The following is a 19,997-nucleotide window of genomic DNA, read 5'->3' on the forward strand; positions in this document are numbered from 1 at the left end:
AGTTGGTGATTCGTCCAATGCATGATGGGATGGGTTTGCATAGACGGAGGCTATCCCGATGCAGTTGCAACAGCTGCGTTACTTTCTCGCAGTAGTCGAAACCCGACATTTCACTCAAGCGGCTGATTTGCTCGGTGTGGCGCAGCCGACCCTGAGTAAGCAGATTCACACCCTCGAAGCATCCCTCGGCGCGCCGCTGTTCGACCGCGTCCGCGGGGCGGTGACCCTGACCGCGGCCGGCGAGACGCTGCTGCCGATGGCCCAGCGCATGATCGCCGACGCCGACGCGGCGGTGGGCGCGGTGCGGGACGTCGTCGGGCTGCGCCGCGGAGAGGTCCGGGTCGGCGCGACACCCAGCCTCTGTTCGTCGCTGGTGCCGGCGGTCCTGCGTACGTATGGAAGAGCGCACCCCGAGATCCACCTGCACGTCACCGAGGGCAGCTCGCCCGACCTCAGCGCGGGCCTGCTCGAACACACCCTCGACCTGGCGCTGATCGTCGAGCCCGGCCAAGGCACCGACCCCGCGCTGCTCGCCGAGCCGATCCTCGGCGAGAGTCTGGTCGTCGCGTCCCGGCTGGCCGGCCCACCACCCACCATCTCCCCGCATCTCGAGCTGACCGAGCTCGCGCACACGCCGATGGTGATGTTCCGCCCCGGCTACGACCTGCGCGAGGTGACCCTGGCCGCATGCCGGGCAGTCGGCGTCACCCCGCGCTTCGCCGTCGAGGGCGGCGAGATGGACGCGGTACTGGCCTTTGTGGAGGCCGGGCTGGGCGTCGCGCTGGTGCCGAGCATGGTGCTGGCCAACCGCCCGCTGCTGCGCTCGACCCCGCTGGCCGCACCCGGTCTGCGCCGCACGATCGCCCTGGCCCACCGCCGTCGGGCCGTCCTCACCCACGCGGCGGCGGCGCTGCGCGATGTCATCCTCACCCACATCTCGTTGCCGGGGGCACTCCCGTCCGGCGTCGCGGTTCTATAGTTGGTCGATGTCACAGAGGAGGCCGACGCTGGCCGACGTCGCGGTCGCGGCGGGGGTGTCCAAGGCTGCCGTCTCCCGGGTGATCAACGACGCGCCCGGGGTGGCCCCGGCCACCCGCGAGCATGTCCGCGAGGTGATCGCCCGGCTCGGCTACCGCCCCGACCCAGTCGCCCGCGCCCTCGCCTCCGGGCACGGTGACGTGGTCGAGCTGATCGTCATCGACGACGCCACCTGCTTCGGCAACAACCCGTACTACGGCCGGGTCACCGCCGGCATCCTGCTCGAACTCGCCGGCAGCACCGCCCAGCTGCGCGTCCACGTCGTCGAGGAACCCCGTGCCGCCGCCCTGCTGTCCACCGTCGCCGACTCGGTCAGCGTCGGCGTCATCCTGGTCAACGTCCCGCCGCCGCTCGCCGCCGACTTCTACGCCCGCTGCGACCGCGTGGTCTCCATCGGCCCGTCCGCGCCCGGGGTGCCCTATGTGGACATGGAGAACGCGAACGGCGCCTACGCCGCGGTCCAGCACCTGCACGAGACCGGCCGCACCCGGATCGCCGCGCTGCACGGCCAGGAGGGCAATCCGTGCGCCGACAGCCGCCGCGAGGGCTACGGCCGCGCGGTCCGCGACCTCGGCCTGCCCGACATCTCCGCGATCGGCAAGTTCCGGCGCGAGGCGGGCTACGAGATGACCCACCGCCTGCTGGCCGAGGAGCCCGAGGTCGACGCCATCTTCGTGGGCTGCGACCTGATGGCGACCGGCACCCTCCAGGCCCTCGCCGACATCGGCCGCCGCGTCCCCGACGACGTGGCGGTGGTCGGCTTCGACGACTGCATCATCGCGTCCTGCGCCAACCCGCCACTGTCATCGGTGCACCAGCCGGTCGAGCAGATGTCCGCGGCCGCCACGCGCGCCCTGGTCAACCGCAGCCTCGCCCGGCACTGGCGCTGCGTCTTCCCGGCCGACCTGCGGATCCGCCGGAGCTCCACGATCAAGACCCTTTGACGGTACGCGCGCCGGCCCCTCAGAAGCAGCCGCATCTGCACGCCGGTCTCGCGGATCCAGGCGAGACTCCAGGCCGTTGGCGCCCACCGGCCCGGGCGTTCTGTACAGCCGTCGCCGTTCGCCGGCCCAGCGTGCCGCCCAGCCGTCGCCGTTTCGCCGGCCCGGCGTGCCGCCTAGCCGATGCCCAGCACGGGCAGGCACTCCTCGACACCGGTCAGCTCGATGTCGTCGCGGCGGACCCGTTCCCACACGTCGCGGGTGAGCCGCCACTGCTGGATCAGCCCGGGTTCGCCGCGGCGGGTGTCCCAGTCCGTGCCGTTCGGTTCGTAGCCCAGGCCGCGGGAGATGCGGTTGGACGCCTCGTTGTCGCCGAAGGCGTCGCTGCCGGCCTCGCGTGCGCCCAGCCCGGCGAAGGCCAGGTGGAGGATCGCCGCCCGCATCTCCTTGCCGAGTCCCCGCCGGCGGCTGCCGGGGGCCAGCCAGGAGAAGCTGGACACCGTGCCGAACCGCGCGAAGTTCTGGCCGACGAGGTCCTGCATGCCGACCGGCTCGCCGTCGACGAGCACGGCGAAATACAGCCGCCACGCCTCCGGGGCCGATCGCCGCATCCGGTTACTCCTAGCTTGGGTTCAAAACCCGGGTCTGGCCGGGTTTTGAACACGACCTAACGGAGGGCAAGTGCTGCGGCGGGGGTCAGGCGGGGCCAGAGGGCGGCGGTCGCGATCAGGGAGGCGACGCCGGCCACGGCCATCACGGTGCCGGGGGAGAGGAACTCGGCCAAGGCGCCCGCTCCCGCCATGGTCAGGCCCTGCGCGGTCATCATGCCGGTGTTGAGCAAGCCGAAGGCCTGGCCGCGGTGCGCTTCGGGGGCGGCCTCCAGGAAACGCCGGGCCAGGCCCAGGTGGTAGGACATGCCGGCGGTGGCCAGGCCGAGCAGGAGGGCCGCGGCCACCACGCCCGGCCGCACCAGGAAGACCAGCAGTGGCGCGCCGAACAGCAGCGCCAGCCAGGGGGTGAGTTGTTCGCGGCGGTGCGGCGGCAGGAGGCGGCCCACCACGAACTCGCCGATCAGCATCCCGGCCGCCCCCACGGCCAGGATCACGCCTGCCGCCGGTTCGCGGCCGAGGCCGGCCGCGTACGGGACGACAACGCCCTCGGCGCCGACCATCAGGGTGACCGGCGCCCAGTGCGCCAGGAGCAGGCCCCGCATCGGCGCGTCGCGCAGCAGGATGCCGTTGACCCGCAACGTCTCCCGGACCGCGCTGCGGCCTGCCGTCGCGCCGGGTCCTGAGGTGCGGGCCGGGCGGTCGCGCATGCCGAATCGGCTGACCAGCGCCGACGCCACGCACGAGGCTGCCGCCAGCCACAGCGCCCCGTCCGGGCCGGCGACCGCGAGCAGCACGCCGCCCACCGCCGCGCCGGCCACCTGCATGCCCGCCGACACCAGCGTGAACAGCGACCGTCCCAGCACGAAACGGTCGCCCTCCAGCAGGTCGGGGAGCACCGCGGTGCGCGCGGCCATCGCGATCGGCGCCAACGTGCCGGTCAGGAAGACCAGCAGCATCATCGCGAGCGGCGACAGCCAGCCCACAGCCAGCACCACGCCGACGGCCAGCCGCAGCAGGTCGTAGCCGACGATGACCGTGCGGGGACGCCAGCGGTCGGCCAGCGACAGCAGCAGCGTCCCGCCCAGCGCCTGCGGCAGGAACCCGGCCACGTAGGCGAGCGCGGCCAGCAGCGGCGAACCGGTGCCGGCGTAGACCAGCACGGCCAGGGCCAGCATCTTCACGGTCTCGCCGGTCAGCATCAGCGCATGGCCGCCGAGCAGTGCCCGGAACTCGCCGACCGCGAAGACTTGCCGGTACGTCGTCATGGAAGCACTGTCGCCGCGGCGTACCCATCAGGTCTAAGGTTTCGTTCGTGGCCGAAACATGCTGATCAAGCTGGCCGGCGCGGACCTCGCCACCTGCAGCTACGGGATCTCACCGATGCTGGAGACGCACTGCGCGCTGCGCCTGCTGGCCGGAGCGGACCCGGCGGGCGTGCTGACACCGTGGGTGGAGCGCCGCCGGGGACGGCTGGCCGAACTGCGCCGCGCTGTGCCCGAGGTGGGCGCGCTGGCCGCGCTGTTCCGCAAAGGCGGGTACAACTCCGACTTCCTGCTGCCCGGGCCGGTCGGGCCGGGCGGTTCGTTCGCCGAGGAACTGGACGCCCTCCGCGCCACGCCGCCCGAGGTCGCCCGCGCGGAGATCGACCTCAACCTGCGGGGACACCGCGGCCCGGCGGAGTACGCCCGGCGCATCCTGGCCGCCCCCGACGTGGTCGACCGGCTCGCCCACGCGCTCGACGCCGGCTGGCGCACCCTGATCGAGCCCGAGTGGCCGCGGCTGCGCGCCATCCTCGAACGCGACATCGTGCACCGCGCCGGACGCCTCGCCGCCTACGGCTGGGCGGCCGCCCTCGACCGCATGCACCCGCGCGTGACCTGGGCCGACGGCGCGATCGCGATCCGGATGACCGGCGACGACGACGTCTTCGAGGTCAAGGGCCAGGGCCTGATGTTCACCCCGACCGTCTTCGGCGACCTGATCGTCCGGCACAAGCCGCCGCAGCCGTTCAACGTCGCCTACCGCGCCCGCGGCGTCGCCGACTCGCTCGGCCCACCGGCGCCACCGCACGACGACACGCTCGGCCCGCTGCTCGGCGCCGGGCGGGCAGCCGTGCTGCGGGCACTGACCGGCCCCGCCACCACCAGCCAGTTGGTCGCGCAGCTCGGCCTCAGCCTGGGCACCGTCGGCGGCCACCTGGCCGTGCTGCACGCGGCCGGCTTGGTCACGCGCACCCGGACGGGACGCTCCGTCACGTACGCGACGACCGATCTGGGTTTGCAGCTTCTCGCTTGAGCAGGCCGATGAGCGCGCGCACCGCCGTCGCGGCCGGCCCTTCCGGCGGGCACGTGCCCAGCTATCAAGGGCACGCACCAGAAACCCCAGGCGTTGCGTCGCGAAGGGTCTAGTCTAGAGACTCTTCGCGGTGGAGGTCCGGCTCGCCTTGCCGGGACTCCTCGCGTTGCCGGGACTCCTCGCGTTGCCGGGACTCCCTCGGCCGGGGCTCCTCGGGTTGCCGGGGCTCTTCGGTGCGTGCGCTTGTTGCCGGCGCTTTCGCCGGGTGTGGGCTTTCGGTTGGTCTGCCAGGCGCCCGGGTGCCTGCTCACCGTCGCTGCCGCCGCTCGCGGCTCTGCCCGGGCGCGGTCGGTGGTAGCCGGGCACGAGGGTGGTAGCCGTAGCCTGTGGTGGTAGCCGGGTACGAGGGTGGTAGCCGTGGCCTGCGGTGGTAGCTGGGCGCGAGGGTGGTAGCCGAAGGCGGCATCCGGCCTGTTCGGCCCGCCACGACCGCTCTGGCCGACCGGTGTCTCGTGGCCGGTGGTAGGGCCAGGCGCTATCCGTGACCGCTGACCGCTCTGAGCTACCACGCGCGCGGACCGTGGTAGCCCAGCGCGGCATCCACGCCGAAATACCGCCCTGGCCCACCACTGCCAGCCTGGTCTACCACTCATATCCGCTCCTACCACCAACCGCGCCCGGCCACGGCCGCGACCGGCCGCAGCAACGGTGAGCAGGCACCCGGGCGCCTGGCAAGCCGCCCCGACCCCGCAGCGGGCGCAAGCGACGGCAACCAGGGCGAGCAGGCACCCCGCCCCGACTCCGCAGCGGGCGCAAGCGACGGCAACCAGGGCGAGCAGGCACCCCGCCCCGACCCCGCAGCGGGCGCAAGCGACGGCAACCAGGGCGAGCAGGCACCCCGCCCCGACCCCGCAGCGGGCGCGGGCGGCGGCAACCAGGGTGAGCGGGCACCCCGCCCGACTCCGCAGCGGGCGCGGGCGGCGGCAACCAGGGTGAGCGGGCACCCCGCCCGACTCCGCAGCGGGCGCGGGCGGCGGCAACCAGGGTGCAGCAGGCGCCCGGGCACCTTGCACACCCGGCAGCGCGGCCTGACCAGACCTCAACCTCGAAGGGTCTCTAGCTGACGACGCGGTCGCGGCCGGCTCGCTTGGCCGCGTAAAGGTTGCGGTCGGCCGCGGCGAGCAGTGCCGGGACCGTCGAGTGGCCGTCGGTCGTGGTGGTGACGCCGATGCTGGCGGTCACCGGGAGCGGGCCGGTGATCGCCGCCCACGGGAAGTCGTGGATCTCCAGCCGCAGACGTTCGCAGTAGCGTGCCGCCGCGGCCGCGTCGAAGCCCGGCAGGATCAGCAGGAACTCCTCGCCACCGAGACGCGCCGCCACCGCCGGGCCGCACGAGCCGTCCGGCGGCAACGGTCCGCCCGGTCCGCCCGGTCCGCCCGGTCTGCCCGGTCTGCCCGGTCCGCCCGGTCCGCCCGGTCCGCCCGGTCCGCCCGGCGGCAACGGTCCGCCCGAGCCGCCCGAGCCGCCCGAGCCGTCCGGCGGCAACGGTCCGCCCGGGCCGCCCGGGCCGCCCGGGCCGTCGGGAAGCTGCGGTCCGCCCAGGCCGTCCGGCAGCAGCGGGCCGCCCGTGCCGTCGGGCAGGAGCCGGGCCACCTGCTGGAGCACCGCGTCGCCGATTGCGTGGGAGAACGTGTCGTTGACCTGTTTGAAGTGGTCCAGGTCGAGGATCGCCACGGACAGCGGCTCGCCGTTCGCCGCCACCTCGGCCAGCAGGACGGGCAGCTGCTCGTTGACGTACCAGCGGTTGTAGACGCCGGTCAGCGCGTCCCGGTGGGCCATCTCCCGGAACTCGTTCGCCTCGAACACCGCCTGCATCGCCCGGGCGCGCGCCTCCCGCTGGTTGCTCTGCAACGTCGCCAGGCCGGCGTTGTGGCGCAGCAGTTCCTCGTACGCGTCCCGGTATCTGCCGGCGGCCGCGAAGAGCGCCGCCTGCTCGCGTTGCACCTGCACGCGTACGCGGGAAAGGCCGTTGCGCTCGCAGAGCTGGACCGCACGATCCAGCGCGGCCTGCGCGGCGGCCGGCCGGTCGGCGTTGCGCCGCGCCTCGGCCAGCGTGAGCAGGCACTCCGCCGCGCCGTCACCGTCGGTGTCCAGAATGGTCCCGTCGAGCGCACCGGCGAGCGTGGTCTCCAGCTCGTCGTAGCGGCCGGCCATCATCTCGACGCGGGCGATGGTGTCCAGTTCCTTGGCGGCGAGCGGCCGGCCACGCGCGGCGACCTCACGCATCCGTGCGGCCAGGGTGCTCGCGGTGGGTTCGTCACCCGCCTCGTACGCGTTGTAGGTCATGTTGTTGAGCGCGCGCAGCGTCAAACCGTCGTCGCCGAGCTCGCCGGCGATCCGCAGCACCTCGCGGTAGCGCAACTCACCCTCGTCGAACGAGCCGTTGTCGTCGAGCGCGCAACCCAGCATGACCAGGTGCCGGGCCCGGACCGCGGGCGGGGCGTCGGCCGGGAGGTTCGACACGCCCTGGACGCCGTGGGCCAGCGCCTCGGGGAAGTCGCCGAGGAGCCGGTAGAAGTTCGACAGCACCCGGTGGGCGCGGGCTTGGACGTACGGCCGTCCGTGCTGTTCGGCCCACGCCTGCGTCTGGTGCGCGCTGAGCCCGCCGGGGCCCAGCTGTCCCTCGCGCAGCAGGACGTCGGCGATCAGCATGTCGCACCGGTGCACGGCCTCGTCGTCCCCGGCCTCCGCGGCGAGGACCCGCAGCTCAGCGGCCCGGACGCGAACGGTGGCGAACTCGTCGATGCTGCCGTTGCACTCGAGCTCGGTGAGGAGCGCGGTGTGATCGCGAACCGCCACTTGCGCCGTCATCCCACCCGCCTCAGCCGTCGGTGACCATCATCGCCCAGCACGGGTCACGGTCCTGGTGCGAGTCGGTTGCCGTCGGGTTTCCACCACCGTAGCGTCACCACGTGGTAGACGGTGAGTTTCGAGACCTGCGTGTGGCGCATCTCTAAGCTCAGGGGCCGCGCAGCCTCCGCGCGTCGCGGGTCAGGCTCGGCGTGCGAGGTCGGACTCGATCTCCGTGGCGACGATGCGGGCCGAGAGAGTGACCATCGGCAGCCCGCCGCCCGGGTGGGTGGATCCGCCCACCAGGTACAGGCCCGGCAGCGGACCGCGGTTGGCCGGCCGCAGCAGCCCACCCGCCGTCCCGTAGATCGATCCGCCCGGCGCGCCCGTCGCCGAGGCCAGGTCGGCGGGGGTGCGGACCTCCGCGAAGTCCAGGCGGTCGCGCACGTCCAGGCCGCGGGCGGCCAGCCGGGTGAGGATCCGATCCCGGTACGCCTCCGTCAGCCCGGGCCGCCGCCAGTCGACCGCATTCCACCCGATGCCGTGCGGCGGCGCGTTGACCAGCACGAACCACGCCTCCCGCCCGGCCGGCCGGACCGCGGGATCGGGCGCGCGAGTCACGAAGATCGCCGGATCGTCCGCCGGGCGTGCCCGTCGCCCGTGACCCGGATCGCCGAAGATCGCGTCGAACTCGGCCCCGTACTTGCGGGGGAAGAACACTGTGTGATGCGCGAGTTCCGGCGTCTCACCACGCACACCGAGCAGCAGCACGAAGCCGGCCAGGCTCCGGTCCGCGAGCCGCCCCAGCCGCCCCGCATCCGGCAGCAGCTCCCGATACGTCTCCAGGGCGTCCACGTTGGACACCACGACATCCGCGGGAACGAGACCGGACGCGAGACGCACACCGGAGACGCGGCCGCCGGACTGGTCGATGGCTGTCACGGGGGAGTCGAGCACGATCTCGACGCCCAGCGCACGGGCTCGTGCCGCCAGCGCCGTGGCCAGCGTGCCCAGGCCGCCGGGCAGGTACCAGCCGCCGAACGCCAGCTCCGCATAAGGGATAGCGGCCAGCGCGGCGGGTGCCCGTCGCGGGTCCGCTCCCGTGTACGTGGCATAGCGGTCCAGCAGCATCCGCAACCGTGGATCGCGCAGGTGACGCCACCCCAGCCACCGCAGGGACCGGCCCGGTGCGATAGCCCGGAGGTCGCGGAGCCGCCACGACATCCGCAGGAGCGTCGCCGCGGTCACCGGCTGCTGCAGCACCGGGCCCCAGGAGGCGGCCCAGATCCGCTCGGCCCGTTGCCAGAACGCCGCCCAGTCGTCGGCCGCCGCCCGCCCGAACGCGTCCGCGATCCGGGCGCGGAACACCGCCGGGTCCGATGACGAGTCGAGCACGGTCCCGTCCGGGAAGACGTGCCGTACCACCGGATCGACGGGCGCGGGCGCGAGCCCCAGGCCGAGGTCCTCGAACACCTGCGGCAACGTGAGCAGGCTCGGCCCGGTGTCGAAGCGGTAGCCGTCCCGCTCGTACACGCCGAGTTTGCCGCCGACGACGCCGGACCGCTCGTGCACCACGACGTCGTGGCCGGCCGCGGCCAGGCGGATCGCGGTCGCCAGCCCGCCGACCCCCGCGCCGATGATCACCACCCGGCTCATACGGGGCGGCCCCGCCAGGTGAGGGCGCCCCGGCGGCGGCGCTGGTAGGAGAGGGCGATCAGGTAGGCGAAGACGACGATCGACGCGGGGTGGGCCAAGGCGTCGGGGAACGCCCTGCCGCCGGTGGCGCGCGCGGTCACCGCGCGGCCGGCGACGCCCAGGAGGTACGCCGTCACGGCGAGCGGCCACCACGGTGTCGGGACGAACAGGGGCGGGACGGCGTACAGGAGAAGGAGAAGGACCACGACGGAGGCCGCGCCGAACGCCGACGGGAAGGACGCCCACAGCGACTTGGTGTAGCCGTCCACCAGGGCCGGCCAGGAGTCGTACATGCGGCAGGTGGCCAACGCCGAGCCGTCGGCCAGGGCGATCCGGCCGCCGGAGCGTTTGACCGCGCGGGCCAGGGCGATGTCCTCGAGCACCTCGCCGCGCACCGCCGCGTGGCCGCCGGCCCGGTCGTAGCCGCCGCGCGACACCACCAGCCACTGCCCACCGGCCGCGGCCAGCGACGTCCGCGGCGACCGCTCCATCGCGCGCATCGGCAGGAAGGTCAGCCACGACCACTGCAGCAGCGGCTGGACGAGACGACCAAAACCGACGATCCGCGGGTACGGGCTGAGCAACTCGAAGCCTTCGGCCGCGACGACGCCGCCCGCCACCGCGTCAGGCGCCAGCACCACGTCGGCGTCGACGAACACGAGCACCTCGGCCTCCGGCACCGCGGCGGCCAGCTGGGCGCACGCGTGCGGTTTGCCCAGCCACCCGTCCGGCGGGGTGGCCCCGGTCAACAGCCGCACCTTGCCGCCCGCCACCGATTCGCCCGCCGCGGGATCAGCGGCCACCGATTCGCCCGCCGGGGGATCAGCGGCCACCGGGCCGCCCGCCGCGGACCTGGCCGCCACCGAGCGCACCACGTCGGCGGTCCCGTCGGCAGACCCGTCGTCGAGCACGACGATCTCCAACCGTGGCACCCCACGCTGCGAGAGCAGCGCCTCCAGGCAGGGAGTGACGCGGTCGGCCTCGTCCCGCAGCGGCAGCAGCACCGCCACCCGCCGCTCGGTCACGGCGTCGCGTGGCGGTCGCCGCAGCAACAGCGCGTTGACGATCGTGTGCCCGGTGAGCAGCACCAACGGCACGAGGAGCAGCCAGCTCACGCAGCCCGCCGGCGAACAAGAGAGATGGCCAGGGGAATGACGGCCAGGCCCATGACAACCCCGCCCCAGGCCGCGGAGGCGGGGAGGTCGAGGAAGACGGCGTGGGCGAGCACGGAGGAAGCGTACGTCCAGAACCACAGCGCCAGGGCCGGCCGGTCATCGGCTGTGGACAACTCGAGGCGCGAGCCCAGCACCAGGGACAACAGGGTCATCACGAGGAGCGCGAAGCCCAGCCACCCGAGGTAGTTGGCGACCGGGATCCCGGGCAGGCCGGGCAGCGCCGGCGTCGGGGAGAGCCAGCGCCAGTAGCCCTCGGAGACCATCTGCGGGTCGAGGAAGAGATCCCACGCGGCCAGGCCGAACGCCGCGACCCCCACCCGTGCCGCGAAGGATCGGCAGAGGCGCCGGGCGGCGAGCAGCGCCGGCCACGCCATCCACGTCCAGGCCAGCGGGATGATCAGCGGCACGCCGAGGATTTGCGGGCCGAGCGCGCCGGAGTAGGAGTACGAACCGAAGGGGAAACCGGTCGCCACGCCCAGCGCCTCGACCAGGAAACCGCCGAGGGTCACCACGAGCACCAGCGCCGCCGCGACGTGCGGGCCGCGGGAGAGCCACGCGTGCGTCACGGAGAAGACGTAGCCCAGGACGACGGTTGCCACGGTCAGGGGAGCGCGGCCGGCGGCCAGCGGATAGCAGATCTGGACCAGGACCAGGGCGCCGAGCAGCGCCCAGGGGAGGCGCCGCATCAGATGCCGACGATGCCCGGCGCGTCGACCGGGCGTTCGGCCAGGGGGAGTTCCCGGCCGAGGATGGCGAACGCTCGCTCGTCGCCGGGGAACATGAAGTCGCGCAGGACGTCCACGAAACCGAAGCGGCGGTAGAGACGCCACGCCCGGGAGCGCTCCTCGTCGGCCTCGGGGGTGGAGAGCAGGACCGTACGCCCGTCGGCCATCGCCAGCAGGGCCCGCAACTGCCGCGCGCCCACGCCGTGGCCCTGGGCGGCCGGCTTGACGTGCAGCTCGACCACCTCGAAGCAGTCGGTGAGCCACTGCTCGCGGGCGTCCTGAGGCAGCGCCGCGCGGACCTGGTCGTGCCACCACTGGCCGGGGCCGGACGCGTACCCGTACCCGAAACCGGCGAGGTGCCCGTCGGACGTGAGCGTGGCGACCGACCGGAATCCGGCCCGGCGAACGTGCGCGCCGATGTACCCGCGACGCGTCTGCAGGAGCTCCTTGCGGTAGCCCATGGCCTCGCCGTAGACCGCCACCACGTCGTCGAGCCGCCGGAGCAGATCGTCCGGTTGCCACGGCACGAGCCTCATGCCTGCGCCCGCCCTTCTTCGTCCATCCAGCCCAGCACCGATCGGTCGCCGGTGATGTCCCGGACGGCGAAGCGTGCGAACAGGTCTTCCGCGTACCAGTTGTCCGTGGGTGTTCGATCGATCACGGCACGGTGTTCGGGCTGACGGTACGCGAAGGCGGTCAGATCCGTCGCGCCGCGCCACACGGTCACCGTGCCCTGCCAGCCGATCGGCGCCTCACCGATGCCGAATCGGGCGAGCAGCCCGGGCGCCCGGTCGAGGGCGGCCACCACCGGCGGCACGGCTCGCCAGAAGGTCAGCGCGCGCGAGGGCCGCAGCCGGGCCCGGGTCAACGCCAGCACCATGCCGTCCGGTTTGTCCCGAGAGGCGGCAAAGGGTCGCCGACCGGACCACGTGCCCACACTGTGCAGCGGCGTGAGCGAAACAACCGCTGACGACGACGCGATGCGGTCCCAGGGGGACAACGCCACCGGAGACGCGGACACGACCAGGGCGGCATAACGCGAGAAGTCGGCGTCGAGGGGACCGAAGGACACACCTGTGCCCGTACCCAGGAATTTGGCGAAAGTGACACCCGGAAGGCCGCGCACCCGCCGCGGATCGCGCGCCATCCGCAGGAAGGCCGCGCCGATCCGGCGACGCGGCACCCGCCAGACATGCAGGCTGACCGGCATCGGACCTACGCGACGTCCGCCGCGGTCCCGGCCGTGACGCGCAGGAGCTCGGCATAGGTGATGGCAAAGACCGCCTGGGGTACGCCGCCCGCGGCCCAGATCGCGTCGAACTCGCCCAGCGCGGTGTCGACCAGCGTGCGTACCGGCTTGGGGTGACCGAGCGGGGCCACGCCACCGATCGGCTGCCCGGTGTGCTCCCGCACGAAGGCCGGCGTGGCCCGCTTCAGATCCCCGAGCCGCGCGGTGTCCACCCGATGCGCCCCCGAGGTCAGCACCAGCAGGGGCTCGCCGGCCGCGTCGAAGATCAGCGAGTTGGCGATCTGCCCGACCTCGATGCACAGCGCCTCGGCCGCCGCGGCCGCGGTGTGTACCGCCTCGTCGAGCAGGACGACCTGGCACGGCCGGCCGTCCGGGCCGGTCGCACCGGCCGCGTCCAGGGCATCCTGCACCGCGATCACGTTGGGATGGTTGCGCACCCCGCCATCATGCCCCGATCAGCGGGCGTCCATTCCGACCGCGACCTCGCTCGCGTCCCACAGCCGGGCGGCCAGGGCCGGGTCGGTCGCGTTGCCCGACGCGCGGGCCGGCTTGCCGCGGTAGTAGTAGGCGCCGTCGACGAGCTCGGGCGCGGTGATCAGATGGGCCAGGTCCGCGCCGGCCGCCGCCGCGCTGCGCAGCCAGGGCGTGAACCGGAAGGCGAGCTTGAGCAGCGGGCCGCCGCCGAAGTTGGACCGGACCACGCCCGGGTGGAAGCTCACGCTCGTGATGTCCGGCCAGCGCCGGGCCGCCTCCGACGCGAAGAGGACGTTCGCCGCCTTGCTCGAGCCGTAGACCGGGAAGCCCAGGTAGCGCCCCGCCGGTCCGGTGAACGACTCCGGGCCGACGCGCGCTCCGCGGTGCGCGTCCGACGCCGTGGTGACGATGCGGCCGCCGCGCAACCGCTCCCGCAGCAGCGTGCTGAGCAGGAACGGCGCCAGGTGATTGCCCTGGATGGTGGCCTCGAAGCCGTCCTCGGTGATGCGCCGCCTCGGCACCAGCGCGCCCGCGTTGTTCGCCAGAGCATCGATCTTCGGGTACGCCGTGAGCAGGCGCTCGGCGAGCTGCCGGACGTCGGCGAGCCGCTCGAAGTCGGCGCGGAACCATGCCGGCTCGCGGCCCTGCCCGGCCGCCGTGACCCGTTCCACGGCCGCTGCCAGGCGTTTCTCGTCACGACCGACGAGGACCACGTCGTAGCCCAGCGTCGCCAGGTGCTCCGCCGCGGCCAGGCCGATGCCCGAGCTCGACCCGGTGATCACAATGGTTCTCGTCATGGTCTACCTCCGAGGTGCATCCTGGCACCGAACGATCGGCCGCGCAGCCCGGTCCGTAGCGGAATGAGCACTGTGAGTACCGAGATTATTGTTCCGGAGTCCGTCGAAAGCCCGGTCCGGCCGTACGTCCCCAGTCGCGCGATCAGCCGGTGGCTGCTCGCCCACCGGGTCCAGCCGGTCGGTCCGGAGTCCGGCGAGGGCGCCCACCAGCAGTCCTGGTGGAAGATCATGTGCCTGACCGGTGTCGACTACTTCTCGACACTGTCCTACCTGCCGGCCATCGCGGCGCTCGCCGCCGGTGCGCTGTCCCCGCTGGCGACGCTGCTGATCGTGCTGCTCACCCTGGCCGGGATGCTGCCCATGTACCGGCGGGTGGCGCAGGAGAGCCCGGACGGCCAGGGCTCGGTGGCGATGCTGGAGAAGCTGCTGCCGTTCTGGCGAGGCAAGCTGTTCGTGCTGGTGCTGCTCGGGTTCGTGGCGACCTCGTGGATCATCACGATCACCCTGTCCGGGGCGGACGCGACCGTGCACATGGCCGAGAACCCGAACCTGCCGGGCTTCCTGCACGGGCACAACGTACTCATCACGGTCGTCCTGCTCCTGATCCTGGGTTTCGTCTTCCTGCTGGGCTTCACCGAGGCCGTGGTGGTGGCGATCCCGCTGGTGGCGATCTTCCTCGGGCTGAACACGGTGGTCACCGTGGTCGGGCTGACGCACGTGCCGGACCACTTCGCCGGCTGGACCGCCGCGCTGACACAGGGGCACGGCGGCTTCTTCGGCGCGTTCGGTCCCGCCGTGCTGGCCTTCCCCGCGCTGGTGCTGGGCCTGTCCGGCTTCGAGACCGGGGTCAGCATGATGCCGCTGATCAAAGCGTCCGACAAGGCCGAGCGGATCCGCAACACCCGCAAGCTGCTCACCACCGCCGCGCTGATCATGAGCGTCTACCTGATCCTCACCAGCTTCATCACCACCGTGCTGATCCCGGCCGAGGAGTTCCAGCCGGGCGGTGCGGCGAACGGCCGTGCGCTCGCCTATCTGGCGCACCAGATGCTGGGCGAGGGCTTCGGCACCGTCTACGACATCAGCAGCGTGCTGATCCTCTGGTTCGCGGGCGCCTCGGCGATGGCCGGCCTGATCAACATCGTGCCGCGGTACCTGCCCGGCTACGGCATGGCGCCGGAGTGGGCGCGTGCGGTCCGGCCGGTGGTGCTGGTCTACACGGCCATCAGCATCGGCATCACGCTGGTCTTCCAGGCCGACGTCAACGCGCAGGCCGGCGCCTACGCCACCGGCATCCTGGCGATGATGGTCTCCGGGGCGGTCGCGGTGATGATCTCGGCGATCCGGTCACGGCAGCGCGGTGCGAGCATCGGCTTCGCGGTGCTCACTCTTGTCCTGGTGTACGCCCTGGGCGACAACATCATCGAGAAGCCGGACGGCATCGCGATCTCCGCCGTCTTCGTGGCCGGGATCATCGTGGTGTCGCTCATCTCCCGGGTCGCCCGCACCACCGAGCTGCGCGCCGACCGGATCGAGTTCGACGAGCCGGCCCGGCGGTTCGTCGCCGACTCGATCGTGCACGACGGCGAGCTGAACATCGTCGCCAACCGCCGCCAGGCCGGTGACAAGGCCGAGTACTCCGCGAAGGAGCGCGAGCAGCGCGGCATGAACCCGGTGCCCAACGTCGCCGACCTGATCTTCCTCGAGGTGGACGTGATCGACCCGTCGGAGTTCAGCGAGACGCTGCACGTCCGCGGGGTCGAGGTGGACGGTTACCGGGTCCTGCGGGTGCAGAGCCCGGCCGCGCCGAACGCGATCGCCGCGGTGCTGCTGGCGCTGCGCGACGCGACCGGGGTACGCCCGCGGTGCTACTTCGAGTGGGCCGAGGGCAGCCCGCTGGTCCACCTGTTCCGGTACCTGCTCCTCGGCCGGGGCGACACCGCGCCCGTGGTCCGCGAGATCATCCGTTCCGCCGAACCGGATCCGGCTCGGCGCCCCGGGATCCACGTCGGAGGCTAGATCTTCTCGAGAATGGCGAGCCTTCCCGTCGCCCTGGTCATGGCCACGTAGCGATCGACCGCGGACCAGCGCTCCGGATCGACCAGGACCACCAGGTCGAACTCGAGTCCCTTGGCCAGTTCGGGGGTCAGGTTCCGGACCCCCGGCCGGTCGGTCGTCGCGCCGATCAGACAGGCCGTGCCCTCGGTGTGCTCGTCGAGGATCGCGTCCAGGTCGGCGTGGACGCCGTGGACGACGGGCACGCCGCTGGTGCGGATCGAGGTGGGCACGTTGGCGTCCGGCAGCGCCGCCCGGATCACCGGCTCGGCCTCCGCCATGATCTCGGCCGGCGTCCGGTAGTTGATGGTCAGCGTGGCCAGCTCGATCCGGCTCAGCCCGATCCGCTCCAGACGCTCCCGCCACGACTCGGCGAACCCGTTGCGGGCCTGGGCGCGGTCGCCGACGATCGTGAAGCTGCGCGACGGGCAGCGCCGCAGCAGCATCTGCCACTCCGCGTCGGTCAGCTCCTGCGCCTCGTCCACCACGACGTGCGCGAACGGGCCGGCCAGCACATCCGGGTCCTGGTGCGGCATGGCGGCCTCGTCCACGAGCACGTCCCGCAGATCCTGCTGGCGCAGCATCGTCATCAGGCCCTCGCCGTCGTCGAACTCGTTGGACGCGATCAGGTCGTCGAGGACCCGGTCCATGCGCCGGCGCTCGGTCTTCTCCGTCGCCGTCCGGCGGCTGTCCCGCCGGGCCGCCTCCGCGTCGCCGAGACGCTGTCGCGCGGCGTCCAGCAGCGGCAGGTCGGACAACGTCCAGGCCTTCACATCCGTACGCTGAAGAAGTCGAACTTGATCTTTGGTGAGCCAGGGCGCGCACCTGCGCAGGTAGGCCGGCACCGACCAGAGATCGCCGATCAGCTCCGCCGGATCGAGCATCGGCCACGCGCGGTTGAGGGCGGTGCGCAACTCCCGGCGGTCCGCCTCCTCGTCCATCGCGACCAGCTCTTCCCAGATCTCCTCGCGCGCCTCGTTGTGCGGGGTGCCGGGGGACACCGACGCGAACGCCTCGGCCCAGCTTTTCCTCCCCGCGGGCGGCTCCTCGTAGAACCGGACCGCCGTCTCGATCGCCGTCACCATGTCCGCCGACGACTTCAGGCGGGCCACCTCCGGGCCGGTCTCGGGCCTCGCCGCCGCACCCTCCGGCAGCAGGTCCCGCAGGGTGCAGGTCTGCACGTCCTCCTCGCCGAGGCTGGGCAGCACGTCCGACACGTACGCCAGGTAGGGCTGATGCGGGCCGACGAACAGCACGCCGCCGTGCCGCTGGCCCAGGCGCGGATCCGAGTAGAGCAGGTACGCGGTGCGGTGCAACGCGACGACCGTCTTGCCGGTGCCCGGGCCGCCGTCCACGACCAGCGCGCCACCGGAGCCCGCCCGGATGATGGCGTCCTGGTCGGCCTGGATGGTGCCGAGGACGTCGCGCATCCTCGGCGAGCGGGTGCTGCCGAGGCTGGCGATGAAGGCGGACTGGTCGTCGAGCGCGGCGGTGCTCTCGAACCCCTCCGGCGTGAACACCTCGTCCCAGAAGTCGGTGATCCGGCCGCGGGTCCAGCGGTAGCGGCGGCGGCTCACCAGGCCCTGCGGGTTCGCGTGGGTCGCGGCGAAGAACGGCTCGGCGGCCGGGGAGCGCCAGTCGACCAGCAGGCGGCGGCCGTCCTGGTCGGTCAGGCCGAGCCGCCCGATGTAGACCGTCTCTTTGCTTCTGTGGATGCGGCCCAGACACAGATCCAGGCTGTAGCGGCGCAACGTCCGCAGCCGGCTGGTGAGCCGTTGGACCTCCTCGTCGCGGTCGACCGCCTGGCGTCCCTTGCCAGCCGGCGCCTTGCGCTGGGCCTCCAGCCGGGCGGACAGGTCGGTGATCGACTGTTCGATGCTGGCCGCCATCGCCGCGAAGTGCTTCTCGTCCTGGTCGATCAGCGCCGGATCATCCTTGGCGCCTTTCAGGTCGAACACCGTGGTAAGCACGTAAAACCCCCGTTCTTGGCGTCGATCGACCATTCTGCGGCAGGACCGGGGTCTTGCGGCAAGACCCCTGCTCTGGTATACGTTCAAGTTGGCGGGGAGTGACGTGACCTCCCACTCTGCCAACCCCCTTTCCGGCCTTGCTTTTTTGTCGTACCCGGGTGTTACTCTCTTCCGTAGTTAGAACGTCTGTTCGAATCCTTCGAACGGCCGTACTAGCGATCGGGGATGGAGATTCGCGGCTCCCGCCCCGGTGCGACGCCCGCGAAGCGTCGCGAGGAGGTTCGGGTTTTCGCGGATCCGGACCCACCTAGGCAGGACCGTCGTCCGCCCCCACCGACCCCCGGGGGCGGGCGACGGATCCAGCCGGCGCTGTCCGGCCGGGTGTGGTTGTGGGGAAGCTCCCGCACCCGGCCGACGGTCTCTCCGCTGCGTTTCTTCCTCCGCAGCGCGGCCATCTTCATCGGATGTGACGTGCATTGAGGAGAACGACATGGCGAGCAACTCGTCCACCGGGGTGGTGCCCGGCCTGGCGCACGCGCCGACCGCCGCGGTCCGATCCGCGGACGCGCCCACCGTGCCCGCCCACATGCTGCCCCACCGCACCCCCGCCCAGCTGCTCGCGATAGCGCGCGGTGGCCTGGCCGAGGCGGCACAGACCGGTCCCGACGGTTTGCGGTACGCCACCGCGCACATGGCCGCCCTGCGCGCCGCCGCCGCCGTTCTCGCCGCCCGCGCCCGTCCCGCCGCGCCCGGCCGCCGCACCCGGGTGACCAGCGTCTGGTCGCTGCTGGTGCTGGTCGCGCCCGAGTTCAGCGAGTGGGCGGACTACTTCGCGCTCGGCGCCGGCAAGCGTTCCGCCGCCGAGGCCGGCATCCCGCGCGTGGTCAGCCCGCGCGAGGCCGACGACCTGCTGCGCGCGGCCGAGCAGTTCGTGGCGGTCGTCGAGACGGCGCTGGGGATCGCCTACCAGCAGCGGTTGCCGGCTGGGCGCCTGGCCGCCTGATCCATCTCTTCCAGCCGTCACCGGTCGTCTCGGCTCCCGGCCCTCGTCCGGTCGTTGCGGCTTCCGGTCGTCGCCCGGCCGTTGCGGCTCCCGGCCCTCGTCCGGCGGTTGTGGCTTCCGACCGTCGCCCGGCGGCTCCCGGCCGTCGCGGCCACCTTCCCGGCTGTCCCATCCACCTTCCCGGTTGACCCATCCGATTGCGCTGAGGCCGTCCCTTCGGCCGTTCCGTTCCTTCGACCGCTCCGCCCATCGAGTTTTGAGGCCGTTCCCTTGGCCGCTTCGTCCATCGAGCTGAGATCGTCCCTCGCTGGCCCATCCCATCGAGCTGGCCATCCGGTCGAGCTGGCCCATTTCGTTGAGCTGACCTATCCCATCGAGCTGAGGAAGAGGCGAGTGCCATGGCGGGACGCCTGATCAAGGGTGCTGCCGCCCTGTCTGAGCTGGTCCGCCCGGCGAGCGAGACCGACGCGCCCGGCCTGCACCGGATGCTGCCGGTGGCGCCCGAGCTGAGCGCGCTGCTGCCCGGCCGGGGCCTGCGCCGCGGCAGCACCATCGCGGTCGCCGCCGGCGGTTCCGGCACCGTCTCGCTGATGCTGGCCCTGCTGTCCGCGGCGTCCCGGGCCGGTTCCTGGTGCGCGGTGATCGGCGTGCCCGACCTGGGCGCCCTGGCCGCCGAGGAGAACGGCATCGCCCTGGACCGCCTGGCCCTGATCCCCAACCCCGGCCCCGACTGGCCGACCGTTGCCGGCGCCCTCATCGACGGCGTCGACATCGTGGTGACGGCGATCCCCGGCCAGATAGCCCCGCCGATCGCCGCCCGCCTCGTGGCCCGGGCCCGCCAGCGCGGCAGCGTCCTGATGCCGGTCGGCGCCTGGCCCGGCGCCGATGTCACCCTGCGCGTGACCGCCGGCGCCTGGGAAGGCCTGGGCCAGGGCCACGGCCGCCTGCGCCGCCGCCGCGTGACGGTTCTGGCCCGCGGCCGGGGCGCGGCCGGCCGCCCGCGCGAACTGACCATGTGGATGCCCGGCATGTCCGTCCCGCCACCCGTCCCGCCGCTGGTCTCCTCCGGCCCTTCCTCGTTGTCGCCCTCGCCTGCCGTGCCTCCTGGGGCGGAGAGGC

At 72.8% G+C, this 19,997-nt stretch carries 16 protein-coding genes and 1 pseudogene; 6 read left to right on the forward strand and 11 right to left on the reverse strand.

What is annotated here, in order from left to right; translation table 11 throughout:
* Positions 1 to 58 precede the first annotated feature (58 nt).
* Together QSK31_RS03370 and QSK31_RS03375 are read left to right on the forward strand one after the other, a co-directional pair.
* A complete protein-coding gene (locus QSK31_RS03370) occupies positions 59 to 979 on the forward strand; it encodes a LysR family transcriptional regulator (RefSeq protein ID WP_502872889.1) in 921 nt (306 codons plus the stop codon).
* A gap of 7 nt (positions 980 to 986) precedes the next feature.
* Positions 987 to 1,982: a LacI family DNA-binding transcriptional regulator gene (locus QSK31_RS03375; RefSeq protein WP_285680799.1), complete on the forward strand. Its 996-nt coding sequence runs from the start codon at positions 987 to 989 to the stop codon at positions 1,980 to 1,982.
* A gap of 173 nt (positions 1,983 to 2,155) precedes the next feature.
* On the opposite strand, the gene QSK31_RS03380 is transcribed toward QSK31_RS03375, so the two are convergent.
* Positions 2,156 to 2,590, reverse strand: coding sequence for a GNAT family N-acetyltransferase (locus tag QSK31_RS03380; RefSeq protein ID WP_285680802.1), 435 nt, complete (start codon positions 2,588 to 2,590; stop codon positions 2,156 to 2,158).
* Positions 2,591 to 2,646: 56 nt separating this feature from the next.
* Positions 2,647 to 3,855 (reverse strand): MFS transporter, encoded by a 1,209-nt coding sequence (locus QSK31_RS03385; protein WP_285680804.1) that lies wholly within the window; start codon positions 3,853 to 3,855, stop codon positions 2,647 to 2,649.
* Positions 3,856 to 3,913: 58 nt separating this feature from the next.
* Between QSK31_RS03385 and QSK31_RS03390 the strand changes: the two genes are divergently transcribed.
* Positions 3,914 to 4,885: an ArsR/SmtB family transcription factor gene (locus tag QSK31_RS03390; RefSeq protein ID WP_285680807.1), complete on the forward strand. Its 972-nt coding sequence runs from the start codon at positions 3,914 to 3,916 to the stop codon at positions 4,883 to 4,885.
* A gap of 1,116 nt (positions 4,886 to 6,001) precedes the next feature.
* Here QSK31_RS03390 and QSK31_RS03395 read toward each other — a convergent pair.
* The 8 genes from QSK31_RS03395 to QSK31_RS03430 form a co-directional block, all read right to left on the reverse strand.
* The gene (locus QSK31_RS03395) at positions 6,002 to 7,756 is read right to left on the reverse strand and encodes a GGDEF domain-containing protein (RefSeq protein ID WP_285680809.1); all 1,755 of its coding nucleotides are present in this window, start codon (positions 7,754 to 7,756) and stop codon (positions 6,002 to 6,004) included.
* A gap of 180 nt (positions 7,757 to 7,936) precedes the next feature.
* Positions 7,937 to 9,391, reverse strand: coding sequence for a phytoene desaturase family protein (locus QSK31_RS03400; protein WP_285680812.1), 1,455 nt, complete (start codon positions 9,389 to 9,391; stop codon positions 7,937 to 7,939).
* On the reverse strand, positions 9,388 to 10,545 hold the full coding sequence (locus tag QSK31_RS03405) for a glycosyltransferase family 2 protein (RefSeq protein WP_502872890.1): 1,158 nt from the start codon (positions 10,543 to 10,545) through the stop codon (positions 9,388 to 9,390). Before QSK31_RS03405 ends, QSK31_RS03400 begins: the two co-directional genes overlap by 4 nt.
* Entirely contained in the window at positions 10,542 to 11,291 is a 750-nt protein-coding gene (locus tag QSK31_RS03410) for a carotenoid biosynthesis protein (protein WP_285680814.1), read from the reverse strand. Before QSK31_RS03410 ends, QSK31_RS03405 begins: the two co-directional genes overlap by 4 nt.
* Positions 11,291 to 11,866 carry a GNAT family N-acetyltransferase gene (locus QSK31_RS03415; protein ID WP_285680816.1) on the reverse strand — a complete coding sequence of 192 codons (576 nt, stop codon included), beginning with the start codon at positions 11,864 to 11,866 and terminating at the stop codon, positions 11,291 to 11,293. The genes QSK31_RS03410 and QSK31_RS03415 overlap by 1 nt, the downstream gene beginning before the upstream one ends.
* Entirely contained in the window at positions 11,863 to 12,540 is a 678-nt protein-coding gene (locus QSK31_RS03420) for a monooxygenase (RefSeq protein WP_285680818.1), read from the reverse strand. The genes QSK31_RS03415 and QSK31_RS03420 overlap by 4 nt, the downstream gene beginning before the upstream one ends.
* Positions 12,541 to 12,545: 5 nt before the next feature.
* Complete coding sequence (locus QSK31_RS03425; RefSeq protein ID WP_285680819.1) at positions 12,546 to 13,016, reverse strand: YbaK/EbsC family protein; 471 nt, start codon at positions 13,014 to 13,016, stop codon at positions 12,546 to 12,548.
* An 18-nt stretch (positions 13,017 to 13,034) separates the two neighbouring features.
* Positions 13,035 to 13,850, reverse strand: coding sequence for an SDR family NAD(P)-dependent oxidoreductase (locus QSK31_RS03430; protein WP_285680820.1), 816 nt, complete (start codon positions 13,848 to 13,850; stop codon positions 13,035 to 13,037).
* A gap of 63 nt (positions 13,851 to 13,913) precedes the next feature.
* Between QSK31_RS03430 and QSK31_RS03435 the strand changes: the two genes are divergently transcribed.
* Complete coding sequence (locus QSK31_RS03435) at positions 13,914 to 15,869, forward strand: APC family permease (RefSeq protein ID WP_285680822.1); 1,956 nt, start codon at positions 13,914 to 13,916, stop codon at positions 15,867 to 15,869.
* On the opposite strand, the gene helR is transcribed toward QSK31_RS03435, so the two are convergent.
* On the reverse strand, positions 15,866 to 17,875 hold the full coding sequence (gene helR / locus QSK31_RS03440) for an RNA polymerase recycling motor ATPase HelR (protein ID WP_285680824.1): 2,010 nt from the start codon (positions 17,873 to 17,875) through the stop codon (positions 15,866 to 15,868). The two genes, QSK31_RS03435 and helR, sit on opposite strands and share 4 nt — an antisense overlap.
* A 490-nt stretch (positions 17,876 to 18,365) precedes the next feature.
* Between helR and QSK31_RS03445 the strand changes: the two genes are divergently transcribed.
* Together QSK31_RS03445 and imuA' are read left to right on the forward strand one after the other, a co-directional pair.
* On the forward strand, positions 18,366 to 18,878 hold the full coding sequence (locus QSK31_RS03445) for an SAV_6107 family HEPN domain-containing protein (RefSeq protein WP_502872891.1): 513 nt from the start codon (positions 18,366 to 18,368) through the stop codon (positions 18,876 to 18,878).
* 398 nt (positions 18,879 to 19,276) lie between these two features.
* A pseudogene (gene imuA', locus QSK31_RS03450) lies at positions 19,277 to 19,906 on the forward strand (DnaE2-dependent mutagenesis accessory factor ImuA'); the annotation flags it as partial.
* Positions 19,907 to 19,997: the final 91 nt, after the last annotated feature.

Source organism: Actinoplanes sp. NBRC 103695 (genome assembly GCF_030269485.1).
GTDB lineage: Bacteria > Actinomycetota > Actinomycetes > Mycobacteriales > Micromonosporaceae > Actinoplanes.